We start from the raw sequence: 20,350 nt of genomic DNA, 5'->3' as shown, positions 1-20,350 counted from the left end.
TGAATTCCGGCCAGTATTGAGATTGTCTCGAACAAAACAAACGTTAGGTGTTTTAAGCATTTAGCAATGTTTAAAATTTAACAAATTCAAAATGCAATCAAGTAAAATTTCTTTAAAACAATTCATTCAATATTTTAAAATTGCCGTAACAGGTAAGCAACAAGAGTTTACATCTGGAAGTATAAGGCGTGCAGTATTCATGTTAGCAATTCCTATGATTCTTGAAATGCTTATGGAATCTATTTTTGCACTTGTTGATATCATGTATGTATCGCAAATAAGTGTAAATGCTGTTGCAACCATAGGTTTAACCGAATCTGTCATTACTTTAATTTATGCGGTGGCCATTGGCTTGAGTATTGCTGCAACAGCAATTGTTGCTAGGCGTGTGGGAGAAAAAGATTTAAATGGCGCGTCAAATGCAGCAGTTCAAGTTATATTTTTGGGTGTATTTGTCGCTGCAATAGTTAGTGTAATAGGTATTATATACCCGAAAGAACTTTTAAGCTTGATGGGAGCAGAACCAGATTTAATAGAAGAGGGTTACGGTTATACTAAAGTGCTTCTAGGCGGTAACATTACTATAATGTTATTGTTTTTAATTAATGCCATATTTAGAGGAACAGGAGAAGCTTCTATCTCGATGTGGGTTTTAATTTTATCAAATGGATTAAATATAATTTTGGATCCGATATTTATTTTTGGATTCGGACCTATTCCTGCTTATGGAGTTGAAGGAGCAGCTATTGCGACTACCATTGGACGCGGTACAGCAGTGTTATTTCAATTAGCGATTTTGTTTTACGGTTATAGTAAAATAAAAATTGGTGTTAAGGATCTCATTATTCGTGTAGGGGTAATGCTTAATTTAATTAAAGTGTCGCTTGGAGGAATTGGCCAATTTTTGATAGGTACCACAAGTTGGGTTTTTTTAATGAGAATTATAAGTGAGTTTGGAAGCGAAGTACTTGCGGGTTATACCATTGCCATTCGTGTGATGCTATTTTCATTGATGCCGGCATGGGGAATGAGTAGTGCAGCAGCATCTTTAGTTGGGCAAAATTTGGGAGCGAAAAAACCAGAACGTGCAGAACAATCGGTTTGGATAACTTCAAAATATTGCTCTATTTTTATGGGTGCAGTTTCTATTTTATATCTTGTTTTTGCACCACAAATTATTGAGATATTTAATGAAACACCCGATGTTGTAAAATATGGTAGCTTGTGTTTACGCATTATGACTGCACCGTTTATTTTTTATGGTTTTGGTATGATTGTTCTTAATGCATTTAATGGTGCAGGCGATACCAAAACACCTACTTATATTAACTTTGTTAGCTTTTGGTTACTGCAATTACCGTTTGCGTATATTGCGGCCATTACTTTTGATTATGGTCCTGCTGGTGTGTTTTGGGCAGTTGCGTTAGGAGAGTTGTTAATGACCTTTATCGCTATTATTTGGTTTAAAAAAGGGCATTGGAAAAGGGTGGAAGTATAATATAAAAAAATTTAAAATCATCAGAAATAATCAAAACTTTCATCCAAAAAACAAACACAAATCGGGGTATGATTTAGATGATTTATGCTCGGTCTATCCAGATTTATTGCCTTTTGTATTTGTAAATAAATATGAGAAGAGAACCATAGACTTCGCAAACCCAAAAGCTGTTAAAGCATTAAATTCAGCACTTTTAGTTAAACATTATGGTATTAACCATTGGAATTTTCCAGACGTTAATTTGTGTCCTCCAATACCTGGGCGGGTTGATTATATTCATCATATAGCAGATTTATTAAAATCTTTTGGGATTGACAAGAATATTGAAGTTTTAGATATTGGAACAGGCGCGACTAGTATTTATCCGCTTTTAGGTAATGCCGAATATGGATGGAAATTTATTGGTACAGATATAGATAAAACGTCTTTAGAAAATGCTAAGAATATTATTATTAATAATCAACTGACCGATTCAATTTTATTAAGGCATCAAAAAGATGCGTCTCAAATATTTAAAGGTGTTTTAAGTGAAAATGATTCATTTTCAATTTCCATATGTAATCCGCCGTTCTTTAAATCGGAGCAAGAAGCTATAGAAGCCACAAAAAGAAAATTAAAAGGATTGAATGAGGATAATGACAATCCTATCAGAAATTTTTCAGGCACTCAAAATGAATTATGGTATAAAGGTGGTGAGAAAGCTTTTCTTCATAATTATTTATATGAAAGTTCGCTGATTAAAAATCAATGTATTTGGTTTACAACATTGGTTTCAAAAAAAGAACTTGTAAGAGGCATGCAGATTTCACTCAAAAAGTTAGGTGCTAAAACCGTAAAAGTTATTAATATGGCGCAAGGAAATAAAGTGTCTCGTATGGTTGCTTGGACTTATAATGATTAATGCAATTAGAGTTTTTGATATGGTTATCCTTTCTTTTTCATTAAATCAGTTTTAAAAAATACACCAACTTGTACCCTATGTAAGTTTTCTTTATTAGAAGTATTTCTATTCATATATCCTAGTTGAATATTATTAGATTTTGAAATATTAAAACCTAAACCAACATAAAATCTGTTTTCTCCTGTATTACTTAACTTTGGGGTTAATAAAAGCTCGTTATTTAAACGAGCAAATAAGGTTTCGCTTAAATTAAATTTAGTTCCTAGACGATAACGCATTCTTGCTACTTTTGGTTTAGAATCAAATTTACTAAAGAAGCGATGCTCTAACCTTAATCTGTGCTCTAATGGTATTTTGTTTAATTTATGTTTGAAACTAATTTGTTCGGTTATTCGTTTTTCGTAGGTGTGTGGTGAACTGGTATTTATGTTACTATCAAAATCAGAATATGCCAAATATAAGCTTCCTTTAAATTTTGAATTAAAGTTATAATTGTACCCTGTTTTTAATAGAAAGAAGTTAAAGTTATCGTTAATTTCATATAACCATACTTGTGTGTAGGTATCGATACTGGCTTTTTCTGAAATTTTGTGATTAATTCCCAATTCATACCAAGCTCCTAATTTGTCTTCAGGAGATGATTGCGAGTTGGTAACAAGCGTTAAGAAAAGTACGAATGTAGTGATTGCATACTTCATGGCGTAACTAGTTTGAATTGGGTAAATATTATTTAGAACTTGCAATTTGTAAATCTAAATATTTAATTAGTATTAAGATAAAAGGAGCTCTACTAGAGCTCCTTTTAAGGTTAAATAAGAACCTATTAAAAGTGTTCATGTAAGTGATGGTGTTCATCAATTAGTGGTCCACCTTCAATAATTTGTTCGGATGCTTGGTGTGCAAATTTTTCAAAGTTTAAGTGGAATGAGTGTGCTAGTTGAATAGCTTTACCCACATAAGCACCTTTTTGCAACCAAGTATTCATTGGATCTAAAATTTCTGTTGGTACACCAGGGCAGTATTTCGGCATAAATAATCCGAAAATAAAGTTTTGTTCGTAATCAACATTCTCTAAATCACCATTAAGAATTGCAGTAATCATAGCTCTAGTATATTTTAATTTTATACGAGATCCCACACCGTAAGGTCCTGCGCTCCATCCTGTGTTAATTAACCAAACATTTACACCAGCTTCTTTCATTTTTTTACTTAGCATTTCGCCATATACAGTTGGGTGTAAAGGCATAAATGGTTCTCCAAAACAAGCAGAGAATGAAGGTACTGGTTCTGTAATTCCAGCTTCTGTCCCAGCTACTTTTGCAGTATAACCAGAGATAAAGTGGTAAGCTGCTTGACCGGGTGTCAATTTAGATACTGGAGGTAATACACCAAAAGCATCACAGGTTAAGAAGAAAATATTCTTAGGATTTTTTGCGTATAAAGTCTCTTGAATATTATCTATATGATAAATAGGATAACTCACACGGGTGTTTTGTGTAATACTACTATCTTCATAATCAGGTTCTCCATTGTCTTTAAAAACGATGTTTTCTAACATGGCACCTGGCCTTACAGCTCTAAAGATATCTGGTTCTTTTTCTTCCGTTAGGTCAATTACTTTTGCATAACAACCGCCTTCAAAGTTAAAGATAGTGTTGTCTGCAGTCCAACCATGCTCGTCGTCTCCAATTAGTTTTCTTTCTGGATCGGCAGATAAAGTAGTTTTACCTGTGCCAGACAATCCAAAGAAAATAGCGGTGTCTCCAAATTTTCCAACGTTTGCTGAACAGTGCATTGGTAATACATCTTTTTCAACAGGTAAAATTAAATTTAATGCAGAAAAAATGCCTTTTTTCATCTCACCTGCGTATGCCGAACCACCAACTAATGCAATTTTTTGAGTAAAATTTAAAATAGAGAAGTTACCCTGTCTTATTCCATAATCTTTAGGGTTTTGACATTCATAACCAGGAGCACAAAGAATTAGCCAATCTTCTTTAAAGTTTTCAAGTTCTTTTTCGCTTGGTCTTAAAAACATGTTATAAACAAATAAATTAGACCATGGTAATTCAGTTACTGTTCTAATATTTGTTCTGTATTCAGGTTCTGCACAAACATAGCCATCTCTAGCATAGATTTCTTTTCCAGAAAGGTATTTAGTGATTTCATTTTTAAGCTTGTCAAAGTTTTCAGGTGAAATAGGTTTATTTGTTTTACCCCACCAAACTTTATCTGCTGTGTATGCATCTTTTACTAAAAAACGATCTTGAGGGGAACGTCCTGTAAATTTACCAGTGTTTATGGCAAGTGTTCCATTTGCTGTTTCTTTCCCCATTCCTTTGTCAACGGTAATTTGTTGAAGCTCCTTTGGCGATAAATTCCAATTTACTTTAACGTCTTTAATACCGTATTGGTTCAAGTCGGGATGTTTTGTTGTTGTTTCCATTTTGATTTAATTTAAAAGGTTCCTATTATATTTATTTTAAAAAGGCCATATTATTGGCACGAGTATTAATGATGTAATTAGAAATAGAAGTAGGAGTGGTGCTCCCACTTTTAAGTAATTCATAAATTTGTAACCGCCAGCTGTCATAACCATGGCATTGGTTGTTGTGCCAATAGGCGTTAAGAAGGCTGTTGAGGCGCTAATAGCAACTACAATCATAAACGGTTCTGGCGAAAGGTTTAATGAGTTGGCTGCAAGAATGGCTATGGGTGCCATAAGTACAGCTGTAGCTGAATTGTTTATTACTTGACTAAAAGTTGTAGTTAGCAAGAACACGCCACCTAACAATACAACAGGATGAATACTTCCCAAATAATCTACAAGTCCGTTGGCAATTAATTGAGCGGTTCCTGTTTTCTGCAAGGCGATACCCATTGGTATCATAGCCGCAATCATGACCACGCTTGTCCAACTAATTCCTTTATACGCTTTACTAATTGGGACACATCCTGTTAATAGAATAATTCCAGCAGAAATTAAAGCTGCAATCGACCCCGGCACTATTTTGAATACCATGAAAATTATCATAAGTACCAATGCTCCTAAGGCAATAAATGATTTCGGGCTTAAATTTTCAACGTTTTTAGCCATTCCTTCAGGACTTCCAATAATAACTAAGTTTTCATGTTGCTTTTTCAAATCTTCAATATGCTCCCAAGTACCTCTTATTAAAAAGGCATCTCCAGCCTTTATAACAATTTCTTTTTCTAGTATCGGTTTTTTATTTCTTGAAGCCGCTAGCAATTGAATACCGAATCGTTTAAAGTAGTCTCCTAGTTTGTATTTTCGACCAACAAGAATAGAGTTTGGGTTTACAATAACCTCAGTCATTCCAACCTCTTGATTTATAAGGTTATGCTTCAACTCGTCTGTAATTGGTTCGAGAGGTAAAAGTCCTAATCTAAACGTAATCATCATTCTGTTTATAGCTTCCGTTTCTCCTTTTACTGTAATTATATCATGGTAAAGAAATTCCGTACTAGGATCTGGAAACTCAATAAAAGTTGGTATTTTTTTCAATAGGTTTGGATGCCTTCTTCTAATTCGAATAATTGAGACGTTGTAATTTTTTTCAAATTGCCATGCTTCTATTTTGGTGTTTAACAAAGGTGAAATTGATCTAACACGTAATCGGTAATAACCACTATCAATTTTATAGGCTTCAATCCAATTGTGTAATGTAGATTCAATATTAACAGGCTTGTTATTTGTTTTGTTTTTTGGTAATAGCTTATGGCCAACATATCTAAAGTAAACCAATGCAATGATTAATAGAGGCAAGCCAATTAATGCAAATTCGAAGAATGAAAATCCTTCAAAGCCGGCTTCAACAAGTGCGTTACTAGCAATAATATTGGGAGGTGTCCCTGTTAATGTTAAAAGGCCACCAGTATTAGAACCAAAAGCTACTGGCATGAGCATTTTAGATGGTAAGGTACCTATGCTCCAAGCAGAAGAAATGGTTAAAGGCATTAAAGTAGCTACGGTTCCTGTATTACTAACAAAACCAGAAAGTACACCAGCACCTAGTGTTACAATTACTAAGAGTTTAGGAACACTTTTACCTGCCCATTCTACAAACTTTTTACCCGCCATTGCTGTCCAACCTGTTTGAGCAATACCTTCACCAATTATAAAAAGAGCAGCAATCATTACAACAGTTGGGTTACTAAAACCACTCAAAGTTTCATTAACGTCTAAAATTCCAGTTAAAAATAAACTAATCATAGAGATTAGTGCTACCATATCTGGTGTAAACTTTCCCCAAACAAAGAGACCAATGGTAATAATTAATATGAGAAGCATTAAATAGATCATATCTTAAATTAGTTTATTAGCTTTAACCGTTATATGGCATTTAATAAATATAGTGTAAAATTAGATTGGATTGACGTCAATAAGTATGACGAATGTCATGCTTTTGAGTAGCATAGCATTTTTGGATTATTGTTATATTTAAGAGTTAATTAGTGATAAAAGTATTTACGAATACGATTTCGTAATAGTGTGTTTTAAGGAATTCGAAAAGTTTATTAAATAATTTACCTTTATCACTTATAAAAATTACAAAAAAAAGAACTTTTTATATGAAATTAGACATATTAGCAATAGGTGCGCATCCAGATGATGTTGAATTAGGTTGTGGAGCAACAATAGCAAAAGAGATATCCAATGGTAAAAAAGTTGGTATTATTGATTTAACTAGAGGTGAATTAGGTACTAGGGGTACCGCCGAAACTAGAGATCAAGAATCTTTTAATGCGGGCAAAATCTTAGGTGTTAAAATGCGCACAAATATGGAGTTTGCCGATGGCTTTTTTGTGAATGATAAAAAACATCAATTAGAGATTATAAAAATGATTCGTAAATACAAGCCAGAATTTGTTATTTGTAATGCGGTGGATGATAGACATATAGATCATGGGAAAGGTAGTAAGCTAGTTAGTGATGCTTGTTTTTTAAGTGGCTTAGTAAAGATTAATACAAAAATAGAAGATGAAGATGATTGGCAAGATCCTTGGAGGCCAAAGCAAGTATACCACTATATACAATGGAAAAATTTGACACCAGATTTAATTGTCGATGTTTCAGGATTTATGGATAAAAAGTTAGAAGCTGTTTTTGCATATAAAACGCAATTTTATGACGCGAATAGTAATGAGCCAGAAACACCCATATCAAGTAAAAATTTTGCCGATAGTGTTATGTATCGAGCGATTGACTTGGGACGCTTAGTTGGCGTTGAATATGGTGAAGGTTTTACTGTAGAACGATTAGTAGCTGTGGATAGCTTATTTCATTTAAAGTAGTTGCATATTCCAGATAAAATATTAAAAAAGTCTTTGTAGATAAGATTGAAATAAATTACATTTGCACACGCATTGAAAAATGCAGTTACACGGTGGTTGTAGCTCAGTTGGTTAGAGCATTGGTTTGTGGTACCAAGGGTCGCCGGTTCGAATCCGGTCTTCCACCCAAAAAGCAAAAGCCTTTCAAGAAATTGAAAGGCTTTTTTTGTTATTCGTAAATTTTATTTAATCTAGTTTCACACGTTCATCACGATTAGCCAACTCCCATGTTGTATGAAAAATTAATCTTGTTCGAGTTTCCAAAAAATTATAATTTATTTTATCTGGTGTATCACTGGGTCTGTGATAGTCATCATGTGTCCCATTAAAATAAAAGATAACAGGAATATTGTTTTTTGCAAAGTTGTAATGGTCTGAGCGATAATAGAAACGGTTTGGATCGTTATCGTCATTATAGGTATAATCGAACTCCATATTAAAGTACTTTTTATTAACCGCCTCAGATACGTCATGTAATTCTTTACTTAATTTATCCGAACCGATTAAATATAAATAATTGTCTTTGCCTTCATGTTTTGGGTCGATGCGACCAATCATATCTATGTTGAGATTGGCAACTGTACTTTTTAAAGGAAAAATTGGATCAACATCGGCGTAATATCTTGAGCCAAAAAGCCCGATTTCTTCACCAGTAACATGCAAGAATAAAATAGAACGTTTTGGTCCATTGCCCTTGTTTTTTGCTTCTTTAAAAGCTTCAGCAATTTCAATCATAGCTACTGTTCCAGAGCCATCGTCATCTGCACCGTTATTAATGTCTCCATTACCTGAGATTCCTATATGATCTAAGTGAGACGAAATAATAATAACTTCATCTGGTTTTTCAGAACCTTTTATGTAAGCCAAAACATTTTCAGAATCTTTAATATTGCTTTTGTTGAAGTATGAAGCAGGTATTTCTTGAAAATAGTCGTCTTCTCCTAATGGTGAAGGTACGCCCATTTTAATGTATTGAGTCTTTATGAATTCAACTGCTTTTTTTTGTCCAGGTTCGCCTGTTTTTCTGCCTTCAAATTCGTTTGAGGCATAAGTAAAAAGCATTGTTTTTAGTTCGTCTCCGGTAATAGTCTTAGCAAAATCAGTAACACCTTTAGCATTTTTTGAAGATTTATTGTTCTGTGAAGAACTGCACGATATTACAAGCAATGATGTGCATAATATTAAAGCTATTTTTTTCATTGGATACTATTTGTTTTTAAAATCAAATATAATAAATCATATATCAATTAAGTATTGTCAATCTAATACTCACGATTTATTTGTTTATAATACAAAAACACGAACTATCTTTAAGTCTGAGAGTCTATTTTAACAAAACATTCTCCTTATCTGTGGCTAATCTATTAGGTTGATTCGCTATTTGCCACGCAGTTGCAAAAATAAGTCTGGCTCTTTTTTGTAATAGTGCGTAATTTATTTTGTCTGGGGTATCTGTGCTTTTATGATAATCTTCATGCTCACCGTTAAAATAAAAAATAACAGGAATACCATGTTTCGCAAAATTATAATGATCTGATCGTGAGTAATATTGATTTCTATCGCGCTCAGAATTATAGCGATAATCTATATCAATATTATAGTAAGTATTATTTACTTCTTCCGAAATATAGTGTAGCTCTTTACTTAGCCTATTTGAGCCTATAAGATAAATATAGTTTTCACTGTTTTTATGAATTTCGTCAACGCGCCCAATCATATCAATATTGAGGTTTGCAATTGTATTTTTAATAGGAAAAACAGGATGTTGTGTGTAAAATTCCGATCCCATTTTCCCAATTTCTTCAGCCGTTAAATGAAGAAATAAGATACTTCTTTTTGGACCAAAACCGTCTTTTTTGGCTTGATTAAATGCTTGAGCTATCTCCATGATGGCTACTGTGCCCGATCCATCATCATCTGCACCATGATTTACTTTTCCATCTTCGTTTATACCTAAATGGTCTAAATGGGCAGAAATAATGATTACTTCTTCAGGCTTTTCAGAACCTTTTATGAATGCTAAAACATTCTCCGAAGCTTTTACATCTTTAAAGAAAAAAGATTTAGGTATAATCTGGTAATAATTTAAACCTTCATAGGGTGAGGCTATTTCCTCATTAATGTAATAATTCTTAAGAAAATTTGCAGCTAATTTTTGCCCTATTTCACCAACTTCTCTACCTTGAAATTCATCTGATGAAAATTTATACAAGTGAGTACTCAATTCTTTAGTAGTAATTGTATTTGCATATTTTATAACCTTAGTACTATCTACAAGTTCTATACTGTCTTTAAGGTTTTCAATTTTTGTGGAGTACTTTTCTGTGGCGCAGGTCCCTAATAGCGCAAAAACAGACAGAATACAAAAGGTCTTCATGTGTAAATATTAATGATCACATATAACTAGCTAATAATTATTTCCGTGGGGAGAAGAAAAGTTTCTTATGCTAGTTTCATTAAAAATGATGAGCAAATATATTAAAAAACGTAAAAAAACGACTGCTATTCTAAATTTATATCACCTAATTCAAGCTCCTCTAAATCTAGACCTTCAAGTTCTTCAATAGCTTCTTCTTTTGTTTCTTCTTCTTTTTCTACGAGCTCTTGAGTATCAGCTACTTCTGTAGTGTTAAAAATGGCTTTGTATATAGTTATAGACAGTGCCACTGCTGTAAGTAAAAATGTAAATTGAATAATTTTTTTTACTTGACCATTTTTTTTAGAAAAGTAAAAAGCTGCTAGCCCAGATATTAGCGCAAAAATAACAGGAAATATAGCCAGATTTGAAACTGGTAATACAGATAGAACAATCGCTAAAATGGAAGCTATAATGGCTAATATGGTAAATAGTTTTTGCATAATTAATGTGTTAATGTTTTAATCCAGAAGCAGATTTTATTTTGAGTTCGCCACTACCAACAGAGATTTTAAATTTAGCATAGACAAGAATTTTATTCTTATCTGCCGTAAGCCATAATAAATTATTATTGCTTCCTTGTAGCACATTAGAACTTGACCCTATGGCTAATTTGTAGCATTCCTTTTTGCCTATAGCTGTATTAATAGTTTCTTTACCGAGGTATGTGATTTTAGCTTTTGTTTCTTCTCTGTCAAATATAATTGTGAACGATTTACGCTGCCCGTTACTCATATTCTCATAATCAAACAATCTTATATTATACAAAGTAGATACAACATCTTTTGTGCCAGTTCCAATAGAGACATTTTTCTTTTCTACATTATTGTTTTTTTTAGTTTGAACGGACTTTACAGTTTTTGTTTTATGGCTGAAGGTGTATTTCATAGCTTTATAATAACTTCCTTCATTTATATCTCTATTGTATAAATAGGGTGTTAAGGTTTTTGGGTTTACATAGCTTTCATATAAATCTCTAATCTTAAAAAAGTTATCCCATTTACTGTAGGTCGCAGCAGTACATTTTAGTCTAAGTAGTGTTGCTTTCGATGTTTTTACTTCGCTAGTTTGCATAGTAACTTGAGCAATATTAGTTAATATACCAGACATATTATAACTAGCTGTATAGGTCAACTTTTCATTTGCGCCTATCGTATTATTTTGGGCTTGAGTAGCAAAAGTTATCAGGAAAATTAAAAGAAGAGATATGCGCATTTTAGATATTAATTTTATTGTATAACGTAGTTGGGTGCATTTATTGTGCCGAAAATACGATGCTTTATATAATTAAACTAATTTTTTGATTTAGCGATTGGTAAACCTTTGTTTAGCTGATAATTATCATGTTTTTGATAGTCAATGTGCATTATATTTATGAAAAATACTATATGATGAAATCGATATTACTGCCTACAGATTTTTCTAAGAACTCGGTTAATGCCATACACTATGCTATGAACCTTTTTAAAGATGTAGAGTGCCAATTTTATTTTCTGAATGTTCAAAAAGCATCATCATTTTTAACAGACGATATGATGGTAGTTTCATCTTCAGCTACTTTATATAATACCATTGTTGATGCAGCAAAAAAATCTATTTCTAATATTATTTCAAAAATAGAAAAGAAATACGCTAATAAGAATCATGAGTTTCACTCACTTGTTGATTATGATAATTTTATTGATTCTATAAATCAGGTTTCCGAAAAGTTTGAAATTGACTTAATAGTTATGGGAACTAAAGGTGCCGCTGGTTTAGAAAAAATGATTTTTGGAAGTAATACGGTACGTGTTATGCAGCGCTGTAGTAAGCCAGTTTTAGCCATACCTGATGGTCGCAAATATCATGTAATTGATTCTGTAGTATTTGCAACTACCAACTTAAAGCAATTTAAAGTTGAACATTTTCAGCCGCTGATTGATATTTTAAATAATGGAAATTCACAACTAAATATATTGCATTTGGCAGACCAGAATCATATAGCTTATGATGCTTTTGATAATATGGCGTTTTTCAACACCTACTTTGCCAATGCTAATCACGAATTTATTGACACGAATAGTAAGGAATTGTTCAATGCAGTTCATAATTATTTGGTTAATAATAATATTAAAATGCTCTCAATTGTCAATAAAAAACACTCTTTTTTAGAACGGTTGTTCACAAGACACGAAGTTGAAACATTTGGTTTTAATATTGATATTCCACTTTTAGTTATGCAAAGTTCTAACTAGTCTGTGGTGTTATATAACTTTGAATCGTTTTTTCGTAAAACTAAAAAAGAATAAAACCTAGTCGATTGGAACTAGGTTTTATTCTTTTTTAATGAGTTATGGTACGTACCTATTGCCCTTCTTTAATATAACCCCAGCCTTCTTTTTGTTTAGTTACAATCTCCAGAATACCGTCGGGAACGCTTCGTACTCCGTCAATAATATCTGAAGCTTCAGCCTTATGACGTTTCATTGTGCCTTCACAAATAACAAAATCGACATTGTTTTTTTGAATAAGATCTGCAATGTCTTCACCTACCACAGACTTTTCCTTTAAAACCATTTCCATAGCGCCGCTGTACATAACAACTTCAAATTGTGAATTGGGATATGCTGCCGACATTGCTTTTACATGCCTAACAGTCGATTTATGTACACTCGTATTATTGCTAGTAACGTCAAATACTATTTTAACCGGCTCTTCTTGTGCAAAAGTTGTCGCAGTAATAAGGCTCGCTATTAATAATGTGAAAATTTTTTTCATAATCATTATTATTTAATTATTCGCCTGCAAAAATATACCCACAACCTTTTGCTTGCGCTTTTCCAAGGGCCCATACGCCAGATGGTACTAATTCAATATCTGAAATAATACCCGCTACCCAGTCTTTGTAAATTTCATCGGCGTTTCCACCGTTTTTTTCTGCATATTTTCCGCTATACACTTGTAGGGCTAAGTTACAAACGCAAAACAAAGCACCTCTACCTTGCATTTCTTTTATGCCACCTGGGCCATTAATTGGGTAATCGCCATCTTGTGGTTCGTGCCATGGATTTCTCAATGCAAAATCTTTTGTGTGATCTTTTACTCCGAAAAATTCACCTAATTTATATTTCGCCCAAGTTTCATCATTTAATGCCAGAGGAATAGCAGAATGTCGTAAAACAGACATTGCTGTTATGTCGCTATCTGGCGAATCTGTAGAATTGTGCGATAAGTAAAATGCCCAATTCCAAAGTATAGGTAGGCCCGCATGTGGTGTTGAGCCATCATATACTATACGATGTGTGCCTTTAATTTTGTCGAACCAATTTTCTGTAGCCTTCATACCTTTTGTGTCAAAGGCATTTGTACTTGCGTAAATTGGATTTGTGAGTACAGAGATAGTACTTGCAGTTGCACCAAGAGCTATTGCTCCTAGAAATTGTCGTCTTGAATTACTGTCATTTGTTTTCATAATTTACTTGGTTTTAGTGATATTATATTTTTGTTTATAAAATGCCATTATTGGCTGAAAAGGTCCTAATTTATGTTGTTCAATAGGGAAGTTATCTGCATAAGGCGGGTAAGGTGTAGAAACGGGTTTTTTCTTTATATCTGGAAAGTCCTTTTCAGGGTTTGATTTTTGAGGTCGATTATGCATATTAATAAATCCTGCAACATCATAGGCTTCTTCATCGGTTAAAACAGGAGCATCATATGTGGCAAGTTCAAAAGGCATGTTTCCTTTTATAAATTTTGCAGCAGTAATAACCCGTGTCATTCCAGCGCCATTATTAAATGAGTCGTCTCCCCAAAGAGGTGGGTATTCATAACTATAGCCATCAGCATATAATTTGCCTTGTCCATCTATTCCATGGCAACTAACGCAATGTTGAGTAAATACTTTTTCACCATTATCAAGGTTTACAGCTCTATTAGGTATTTCAAGTTTTAAAAAACCTTTACCTTTTATTTTTCCATCTTCTGGTGCAAAGCGACTTAACCATTTTAAATAAGCAACCATAGCTTTCATTTCTTTACTTTCTAGAGGTAATACTCTTCCATTCATACTGCGTTCCATGCAGCCATTTATGCGTTCTTCTATGGTACCGATTTTATTTTCGCGCCCTCGAAATTGTGGAAATCTTTGTATGATTCCTATTAGTGGGGCAGAAAATGGTTGTGTTCCTGAGCCTAAATGGCAATTTTTACAAGATAATCTGTTATCTTGATACACCATGTCTGGGTTTCCATTGTCTCGACCAATATATTTTGGTGTTTTTTGAAATAGCTCGAATCCATATTTTAGAAGTTCATTGTCTTTAGAATCAGGTAATGTCAGAACATCATAATTCATGTAATATATATTGGGAATCTTGTTTTCGGATTTAAATAAATCTAATGGGATTGCATCGAAACAGCAGAGCAGGGTTAAAAAAGCGATTACTAAAATTGAACCAAAGTATATAAATACAAGTTTTTTGATTTTTTTATAAAAATGTGGTACTTCTTTGTTCATAATTAATTAAAATAATTCCGTTTTAGGTTATACAAATTTAGGGTGTAGTTTAACTATACCAGATAGCCATTTAGACTATTAAGTTTTCGGAGCTACTTCTTTAATTCTAGGGAGTGAATCAAAAAAAATTATTCTTGATTTGGAGAAGAATATTTTTAAAATCATCTCCAATGTACAAAAAAGTAGCTTTTTATTTCAATTTGTTATCCGATTTGTCATTTTTTGTAAGTTAATTGCTTTTGGATTTTTTCATTCTGAATTAATTTCAATCTACTAATAGGTCTAAAAGAAGCTATGTTTAAATAATTATCAAACCTTTTGTTAACTTGTTTTTGAGTTTTTAAAATTTGAGCAGTATATACCTTTTTATGATTTTCTAAAAATTTTGAGAAACGTTTCTCCAGTCTTAAATAGTCTTCAATTTTTATTGAAGGTACATTAGAGTCTAACTGAAGCGTATTCAGCCTTTTTTCGGCGCGCCTTGGGTCGTTTCTGTATAATAACCATTGTCCAGAATCAACAGCTGCTTTATAATATTGACTTGGGTTTTTCATGTCGATACCATGAGAATCACTATGGCAATAGGCAATTATTATAGATGGACCATCAAAACTTTCAGCTTCATTAAAAGCTTTAAGGGTTTGGGCTTGATTAGCACCAATAGCAACCGAGGCAACATATACATTATCGTAGGTCATTGCTAATTGCCCTAAATCTTTCTTTTGTTTTTGCTTGCCATTATATGCAAACTTTGTTTGTGCTCCAAAAGGCGTAGCTTTAGAGGCTTGGGCGCCTGTGTTGTCGTAAACTTCGTTATCTAAAACTAGAATATTTACATTTTCGCCACTGGCTATTACATGGTCTAATCCACCATATCCAATGTCGTATGCCCAACCATCACCACCAACTATCCAAACACTTTTTTTAACTAAATTATCGATTACTCCAAATAATTTATTTGCTAAGGGAGATTGAATTTTTATAAGCTGTTTTTTTAGAATTTCAACATGTAATCGTTGATTACTTATTTCATTTTCAGTTGTTTGTTTGTTATTTAGAATATCATGTACCAAATCAAAATTTAATTGCGGTAAAAAGGATTCTAAAAGCTGTTTTGCTTTTTGTTCTTGTTGATTAATTGAAATTCTAAAGCCTAGTCCAAATTCAGCATTGTCTTCAAATAATGAATTTGACCATGCGGGACCTTGCCCTCTTTCATTTCGAGACCAAGGAGTTGTAGGTAAAGCACCTCCAAAAATAGAGCTAGCACCAGTTGCATTGGCGACTAGTAATCTGTCACCAAACAATTGGGATATTAGCTTTAAATAAGGTGCTTCACTACAACCTTCAACACCAATTGAATATTTGAATAAAGGTTCTTGTAATTGTTGTTGATTTACTTTTGTAACGTCAATTTTTGTTCTATCTAATTCTGGAATCGATTTAAAGTAATTCCAATTGGTTGTTTCCTTTTGAATATTTTCACTTTTATCAATCATTTTTAAAGCCTTCACAGGACAAGCATCTACACAATTATTACAGCTATTGCATTGTTCTGGATTTATTTGAATGGTGTAATTCATTAAATCAAAATCTTCAGAGTTTATCTGCTTTAATGTAATTGGAGCGGCATTTGAAATTTTATCGTCGTATACTTTAATTCTTAAAGCAGCTTGGGGACACGCCATACTACATGCACCACATTGTGTGCATGAATTAGAATCCCAATCGGGTATGTATTTACCAATCTGTAATGGATTGAATTTAGAAGTATTGGTTTGGAAAGTTCCATCGGCAGGTAATAAGCTTACAGGTATACTGGTTTCGTTATTTTTAAGCATTTTGCTCAAAAGGGTATTATCAAAATCGGTATCAATTTCTGATACAATGGATTCTTTTTGATATCCGTATGAGGTGTCAACTCTGTATATAAAATCTTTTAAATCAATTATAGATTCATTATAAAATAAATCTGCTTTAATGGCCAAGAAACAGGCATGTAGTTCAGAAATTGAACCTAAATTTAAAACATGACTTTCTCTAATCTCATCAAAATTCGTAATCAATAAATTAATATTTTTTTCTATTATTTGATATTGTTTGTTAGCAGATAAAGATTGCCAAAATGCTTTAGACGTTTGCGAAGTGTTAACCAGCAATGTACCTCCTGGTTTTAAATTGTTTATTGTGTTGTCGTTTTGTGCGAAGAAGGCATTTTGGCAACCTATGAAATCGGTTTGTTTTATTAAATAGGGTGCTTTTATACGTTTATCGTTTATGCGTAAATGTGTTACATCGTTTGTGTTTGATTTTTTGTAATCTAGTCGTGTATACCCTTGGACAAAGGTATTATCTTTAGTTCCAATGAGTTTTAAAGTGTTTGTGAAACTCTTAGAAATAGTTTTATTTTTATCTTGATAGAAAATAGCTTGATATGTGTTGTTTTCTAGTTTTATATTTTCAGAATAATCTAAACTTAAATTTTTAACATCGTCATTTATACCAATGGTGAAATTGTTTTTTGGGGATTCTAATTTCAAGTTGTTGAATATAGCATGAACCATATTTGGGGTAAACTCTTTTGAGGATAAGCCATAGCGGCCTCCAACAGTTTTAGGAAAAACACTTAATTGATCATTCTGATATGCCTCTACGATAGATTGAAGCACATCTAAATATAAAGGTTCGCCACTTGAACCAGCTTCTTTTGTTCTGTCTAGAACAGCTATCGATTTTATTGATTTTGGTAACGCTTCAATTAGATGTTTTGTACTAAAAGGTCTAAACAATCTTACTTTGATGAGTCCGTATTTCTCTCCTTGTTTGTTTAAATGATTAATAGTTTCTTCTATGGTTTCTGTAGACGAAGCCATAGAGATAATTAGTTGTTCTGCATTTGAGTGACCGATATAGTCGAAAAGTTTGTATTGTCTGCCGGTTAGAGTCGCAAATAAATCCATGTGCTTTTGTACAATCTTTGGGCAGTTATCATAGAATGGGTTAGCTGCTTCTCTACTTTCAAAAAAGACATTTGGTCCTTGAGTGCTTCCTCTAAGAACAGGTTTGTTTGGATTTAAAGCTCTATTTTTATGTTTAAGGATGGTGTTTGAATCCATCATGAATTGAATGGTTGTATCAGAAACAGTTTCAATTTTCGATAACTCATGCGACGTTCTAAAACCGTCAAAAAAGTGAACAAAAGGAATTTGAGATTCTAAAGATGCTGTTTGGGTTATTAAAGCAAAATCTTGTGCTTCTTGAACCGATGCGCTACCCAACATGGCATATCCAGATTGTCTTACTGCCATAATATCGCTATGATCTCCAAAGATTGATAAGGCATGTGTAGCGATGCTTCTGGTAGCTACATGAATCACATTGGGGGTGAGTTCACCAGCAATTTTATACATATTGGGAAGCATCAATAATAAGCCTTGAGATGCTGTGAATGTCGATGCTAATGAACCCGTTTGTAAAGCACCATGCATGGCACCTGCAACACCTGCTTCGCTTTGCATTTGAAATACAGAAGGAATATCTCCGAAACAATTAGGTTTTTTTTCTGCGCTATATTGCTCAACAAGTTCGCTCATTTCTGAGGCTGGGGTAATAGGGTATATTGGAAAAACCTCATTGGTTTTATATGCTATTCTTGCAATGGCTTCGTTGGCTGTTAGAATGCTATATTTTGAAGTTTTCATTTGGTGGTGTTTTAGTTTTGTTGAAAAAAATGGCTACTTATTTTCAGTAGCCATTTTTTTTGAGTATTCTACTGTTTTACAATTTCAATTGAAACAGGAGTTGGGTTTGTGATGATATCAAAAACAGGTGAAAATTTTGCTAAATTTTCTAATTGTTCTGCAGTAGCATCAGACTTTACTCTTAGCGTAACTTTAATTCCATCAAATCCGGTTCTTATTTCTGGATCTAAACCAAGAAAACCATGTAAATCTGCGCCTCCTTTTGTAGATGAATTTGCACTTTCAATGTCAATTCCATTAGCTGCAGCATGGTATACCATAGCTCCAGTTAAGCAAGAGCCTAAAGCATGTAATACTACTTCTGGTGGGGTTGGAGCCTCATCTTGCCCTAGTAAAACTTGAGGGTGGCTACATTCCATAGTAAAAGTTTCTTGACGAGAAGTGTCTTCTGCACCTACACCATAAAAGCTTTTGATACTTGAAACACAATGTCCGCCATCAATCCAATTGTTTTTAGATCTGAATTCGAATTTTGCCAATTCTGGATTTTGTTGAACTGCACCAATAGTTTCTACTAACTGGTCTACGTTTACTCCGTTTTTTACATTTGCTGTTGTAATCATTTTTTCTAAATTTTAATTATTAATTGATTTTTTTAATGTTTGGCATGTTTAATGCATTTGCCATGCCAAACCATTTAATTAATTGATAATCAATAATTTAAAATGATATATGATTGTTGAAGCAATAACTAAAAATAGTATATAAACGAAATATCGTTAATTTATTTACGAGAATTCGTAAATCGTTAAGAAGAAAAGAGTATGTAAGATTCCCGTTTTCACGAGAATGACAATTTTAGAGGAAACCCCGATGCAAGCATGCAGGAAATTCTGTTTGATAAAATGAAAGCTATAATTTAAAAAGTACCATTATCGACATCTTTTATAAAACTAATAAGACCTTTAAAGAAGTTTTCTTGGTCATCATATTGCGATAAGTGACTCCCATTTGGACAATGTAAGTAGCGACCATTCTGAACTTCAGTCGAGATCCATTCCATATGCTTAGGATCCATAGTATCGTATTGTGCCCCGATAGATAGTGTTGGTACAGAAATGTTTTTTAATTGATTTGTAACATCCCAATGTTTTAAAGTAGCATCCCCTTTAATACCAAATTCACTTGGTCCCTGCATAGTCACATAGACGTCTGAATTTACATGTTGAAAAGCCCGATTTATAGAGTTTGGCCAGTTTTCTGGAGACATTCTTATAATATGTTTTGTATAGTAGTTTTGTACAATGAGATCTAAATAACGTTCATTGTGATAGTCTTCTGCATTTTCATAAGACATAATTTCATCATAAACATCTTTTGGTAATTGAGGCGCTAATACTTCATCCGAATATTTTTGGTATTCAGGTATAGACGCCACCATATTAGAAATTACCAGACCTTTTAAATGTTGTTGATATTTTAAAGCATATTCCATCCCAAGAATCCCACCCCAAGATTGACCATATAAATAAAAATTATCTTTATTTAAACCTAGAGCTATTCTAACTTGCTCAACTTCTTCCACAAAACGCGGTAAATCCCAGAGTGATAAATCTTTAGGTTGGTCGCTATAGTAAGATCCTAATTGGTCGTAATAGTAATATTCAATACCTTCTTGTGGGAAATAACCATCGAAAGATTCGTATAGCTCATGCGTCATTCCTGGTCCTCCATGTAATAACAAAACCTTTATTTTAGGATTATTCCCTACACGTTTAGTCCAAACCTTAAACTCGCCTTTCGGTGTTTTAATAGGTATCATTTTAATCCCTCCAGTAGCCTGATCGTTATGACCTGTATTATCATGGTATGTTTTTATTGAAATACAATCGTCAACATTATTTTCTATATCCTTTTTTGCTTGTTCGTTGCAGTTAAATAGAATCAATGCAATGCAAATGAAGTATAAGTTTTTCATGGCTGG

At 33.1% G+C, this 20,350-nt stretch carries 17 protein-coding genes and 1 tRNA gene; 5 read left to right on the top strand and 13 right to left on the bottom strand.

Going from position 1 to position 20,350, the window contains the following annotated elements:
* Window positions 1-91: 91 nt before the first annotated feature.
* Together AC2D6V_RS14055 and rlmF are read left to right on the top strand one after the other, a co-directional pair.
* The gene (locus AC2D6V_RS14055) at window positions 92-1,498 is read left to right on the top strand and encodes an MATE family efflux transporter (RefSeq protein WP_484649304.1); all 1,407 of its coding nucleotides are present in this window, start codon (window positions 92-94) and stop codon (window positions 1,496-1,498) included.
* Window positions 1,476-2,399, top strand: a complete 924-nt coding sequence (gene rlmF, locus AC2D6V_RS14050) for a 23S rRNA (adenine(1618)-N(6))-methyltransferase RlmF (RefSeq protein WP_484649542.1) — start codon at window positions 1,476-1,478, stop codon at window positions 2,397-2,399. The genes AC2D6V_RS14055 and rlmF overlap by 23 nt, the downstream gene beginning before the upstream one ends.
* A 23-nt stretch (window positions 2,400-2,422) precedes the next feature.
* Here the strand turns inward: rlmF and AC2D6V_RS14045 are convergent, their stop codons facing one another.
* The 3 genes from AC2D6V_RS14045 to AC2D6V_RS14035 all read right to left on the bottom strand — a co-directional run bounded on the left by AC2D6V_RS14045 (window position 2,423) and on the right by AC2D6V_RS14035 (window position 6,711).
* Complete coding sequence (locus AC2D6V_RS14045) at window positions 2,423-3,097, bottom strand: DUF2490 domain-containing protein (protein ID WP_484649302.1); 675 nt, start codon at window positions 3,095-3,097, stop codon at window positions 2,423-2,425.
* Between the two features lie 125 nt (window positions 3,098-3,222).
* Complete coding sequence (gene pckA, locus AC2D6V_RS14040) at window positions 3,223-4,845, bottom strand: phosphoenolpyruvate carboxykinase (ATP) (RefSeq protein ID WP_484649300.1); 1,623 nt, start codon at window positions 4,843-4,845, stop codon at window positions 3,223-3,225.
* A gap of 36 nt (window positions 4,846-4,881) precedes the next feature.
* Window positions 4,882-6,711, bottom strand: coding sequence for an SLC13 family permease (locus AC2D6V_RS14035; RefSeq protein WP_484649298.1), 1,830 nt, complete (start codon window positions 6,709-6,711; stop codon window positions 4,882-4,884).
* A 281-nt stretch (window positions 6,712-6,992) separates the two neighbouring features.
* Between AC2D6V_RS14035 and bshB1 the strand changes: the two genes are divergently transcribed.
* Together bshB1 and AC2D6V_RS14025 are read left to right on the top strand one after the other, a co-directional pair.
* Window positions 6,993-7,715: a bacillithiol biosynthesis deacetylase BshB1 gene (bshB1, locus tag AC2D6V_RS14030; protein ID WP_484649296.1), complete on the top strand. Its 723-nt coding sequence runs from the start codon at window positions 6,993-6,995 to the stop codon at window positions 7,713-7,715.
* A 91-nt stretch (window positions 7,716-7,806) separates the two neighbouring features.
* Window positions 7,807-7,882, top strand: a tRNA-His gene (locus tag AC2D6V_RS14025).
* A gap of 58 nt (window positions 7,883-7,940) precedes the next feature.
* Here AC2D6V_RS14025 and AC2D6V_RS14020 read toward each other — a convergent pair.
* The 4 genes from AC2D6V_RS14020 to AC2D6V_RS14005 form a co-directional block, all read right to left on the bottom strand.
* On the bottom strand, window positions 7,941-8,954 hold the full coding sequence (locus tag AC2D6V_RS14020; protein WP_484649294.1) for a M28 family metallopeptidase: 1,014 nt from the start codon (window positions 8,952-8,954) through the stop codon (window positions 7,941-7,943).
* A 124-nt stretch (window positions 8,955-9,078) separates the two neighbouring features.
* A complete protein-coding gene (locus AC2D6V_RS14015) occupies window positions 9,079-10,131 on the bottom strand; it encodes a M28 family peptidase (RefSeq protein WP_484649292.1) in 1,053 nt (350 codons plus the stop codon).
* 125 nt (window positions 10,132-10,256) lie between these two features.
* Window positions 10,257-10,613, bottom strand: a complete 357-nt coding sequence (locus AC2D6V_RS14010; RefSeq protein ID WP_484649290.1) for an FUSC family protein — start codon at window positions 10,611-10,613, stop codon at window positions 10,257-10,259.
* 10 nt (window positions 10,614-10,623) lie between these two features.
* Complete coding sequence (locus AC2D6V_RS14005; RefSeq protein WP_484649287.1) at window positions 10,624-11,385, bottom strand: DUF3108 domain-containing protein; 762 nt, start codon at window positions 11,383-11,385, stop codon at window positions 10,624-10,626.
* A gap of 176 nt (window positions 11,386-11,561) precedes the next feature.
* Between AC2D6V_RS14005 and AC2D6V_RS14000 the strand changes: the two genes are divergently transcribed.
* The gene (locus AC2D6V_RS14000) at window positions 11,562-12,404 is read left to right on the top strand and encodes a universal stress protein (RefSeq protein ID WP_484649285.1); all 843 of its coding nucleotides are present in this window, start codon (window positions 11,562-11,564) and stop codon (window positions 12,402-12,404) included.
* A 109-nt stretch (window positions 12,405-12,513) separates the two neighbouring features.
* Here the strand turns inward: AC2D6V_RS14000 and AC2D6V_RS13995 are convergent, their stop codons facing one another.
* From AC2D6V_RS13995 to AC2D6V_RS13970, 6 genes are all read right to left on the bottom strand, one after another.
* A complete protein-coding gene (locus tag AC2D6V_RS13995; protein ID WP_484649283.1) occupies window positions 12,514-12,927 on the bottom strand; it encodes a DsrE family protein in 414 nt (137 codons plus the stop codon).
* A gap of 16 nt (window positions 12,928-12,943) precedes the next feature.
* Entirely contained in the window at window positions 12,944-13,621 is a 678-nt protein-coding gene (locus AC2D6V_RS13990) for a Tat (twin-arginine translocation) pathway signal sequence containing protein (protein ID WP_484649281.1), read from the bottom strand.
* 3 nt (window positions 13,622-13,624) lie between these two features.
* On the bottom strand, window positions 13,625-14,665 hold the full coding sequence (locus tag AC2D6V_RS13985; RefSeq protein WP_484649276.1) for a c-type cytochrome: 1,041 nt from the start codon (window positions 14,663-14,665) through the stop codon (window positions 13,625-13,627).
* A gap of 215 nt (window positions 14,666-14,880) precedes the next feature.
* Window positions 14,881-18,366, bottom strand: a complete 3,486-nt coding sequence (locus AC2D6V_RS13980; RefSeq protein WP_484649274.1) for a 4Fe-4S binding protein — start codon at window positions 18,364-18,366, stop codon at window positions 14,881-14,883.
* 68 nt (window positions 18,367-18,434) lie between these two features.
* A complete protein-coding gene (locus AC2D6V_RS13975) occupies window positions 18,435-18,989 on the bottom strand; it encodes an OsmC family protein (protein ID WP_484649271.1) in 555 nt (184 codons plus the stop codon).
* A 296-nt stretch (window positions 18,990-19,285) separates the two neighbouring features.
* On the bottom strand, window positions 19,286-20,344 hold the full coding sequence (locus AC2D6V_RS13970) for a proline iminopeptidase-family hydrolase (protein ID WP_484649266.1): 1,059 nt from the start codon (window positions 20,342-20,344) through the stop codon (window positions 19,286-19,288).
* Window positions 20,345-20,350: the final 6 nt, after the last annotated feature.

The sequence above is a fragment of the Algibacter sp. YIN40 genome (assembly GCF_057219435.1).
Note: the sequence above shows the minus strand (reverse complement) of the source record. Positions and strands in the feature narration are given on the sequence as shown.

Excerpts from the sequence above, each read along its gene's own strand:
- AC2D6V_RS13975 (WP_484649271.1), bottom strand. The coding sequence starts at position 18,989 with ATGATTACAACAGCAAATGTAAAAAACGGAGTAAACGTAGACCAGTTA.
- AC2D6V_RS13990 (WP_484649281.1), bottom strand. The coding sequence starts at position 13,621 with ATGAAAACAAATGACAGTAATTCAAGACGACAATTTCTAGGAGCAATA.
- AC2D6V_RS14055 (WP_484649304.1), top strand. The coding sequence starts at position 92 with ATGCAATCAAGTAAAATTTCTTTAAAACAATTCATTCAATATTTTAAA.
- AC2D6V_RS14045 (WP_484649302.1), bottom strand. The coding sequence starts at position 3,097 with ATGAAGTATGCAATCACTACATTCGTACTTTTCTTAACGCTTGTTACC.
- AC2D6V_RS14005 (WP_484649287.1), bottom strand. The coding sequence starts at position 11,385 with ATGCGCATATCTCTTCTTTTAATTTTCCTGATAACTTTTGCTACTCAA.
- pckA (WP_484649300.1), bottom strand. The coding sequence starts at position 4,845 with ATGGAAACAACAACAAAACATCCCGACTTGAACCAATACGGTATTAAA.
- bshB1 (WP_484649296.1), top strand. The coding sequence starts at position 6,993 with ATGAAATTAGACATATTAGCAATAGGTGCGCATCCAGATGATGTTGAA.
- AC2D6V_RS13995 (WP_484649283.1), bottom strand. The coding sequence starts at position 12,927 with ATGAAAAAAATTTTCACATTATTAATAGCGAGCCTTATTACTGCGACA.
- AC2D6V_RS14015 (WP_484649292.1), bottom strand. The coding sequence starts at position 10,131 with ATGAAGACCTTTTGTATTCTGTCTGTTTTTGCGCTATTAGGGACCTGC.
- AC2D6V_RS13970 (WP_484649266.1), bottom strand. The coding sequence starts at position 20,344 with ATGAAAAACTTATACTTCATTTGCATTGCATTGATTCTATTTAACTGC.
- AC2D6V_RS14000 (WP_484649285.1), top strand. The coding sequence starts at position 11,562 with ATGAAATCGATATTACTGCCTACAGATTTTTCTAAGAACTCGGTTAAT.
- AC2D6V_RS14010 (WP_484649290.1), bottom strand. The coding sequence starts at position 10,613 with ATGCAAAAACTATTTACCATATTAGCCATTATAGCTTCCATTTTAGCG.
- AC2D6V_RS14035 (WP_484649298.1), bottom strand. The coding sequence starts at position 6,711 with ATGCTTCTCATATTAATTATTACCATTGGTCTCTTTGTTTGGGGAAAG.
- AC2D6V_RS13980 (WP_484649274.1), bottom strand. The coding sequence starts at position 18,366 with ATGAAAACTTCAAAATATAGCATTCTAACAGCCAACGAAGCCATTGCA.
- AC2D6V_RS14020 (WP_484649294.1), bottom strand. The coding sequence starts at position 8,954 with ATGAAAAAAATAGCTTTAATATTATGCACATCATTGCTTGTAATATCG.
- AC2D6V_RS13985 (WP_484649276.1), bottom strand. The coding sequence starts at position 14,665 with ATGAACAAAGAAGTACCACATTTTTATAAAAAAATCAAAAAACTTGTA.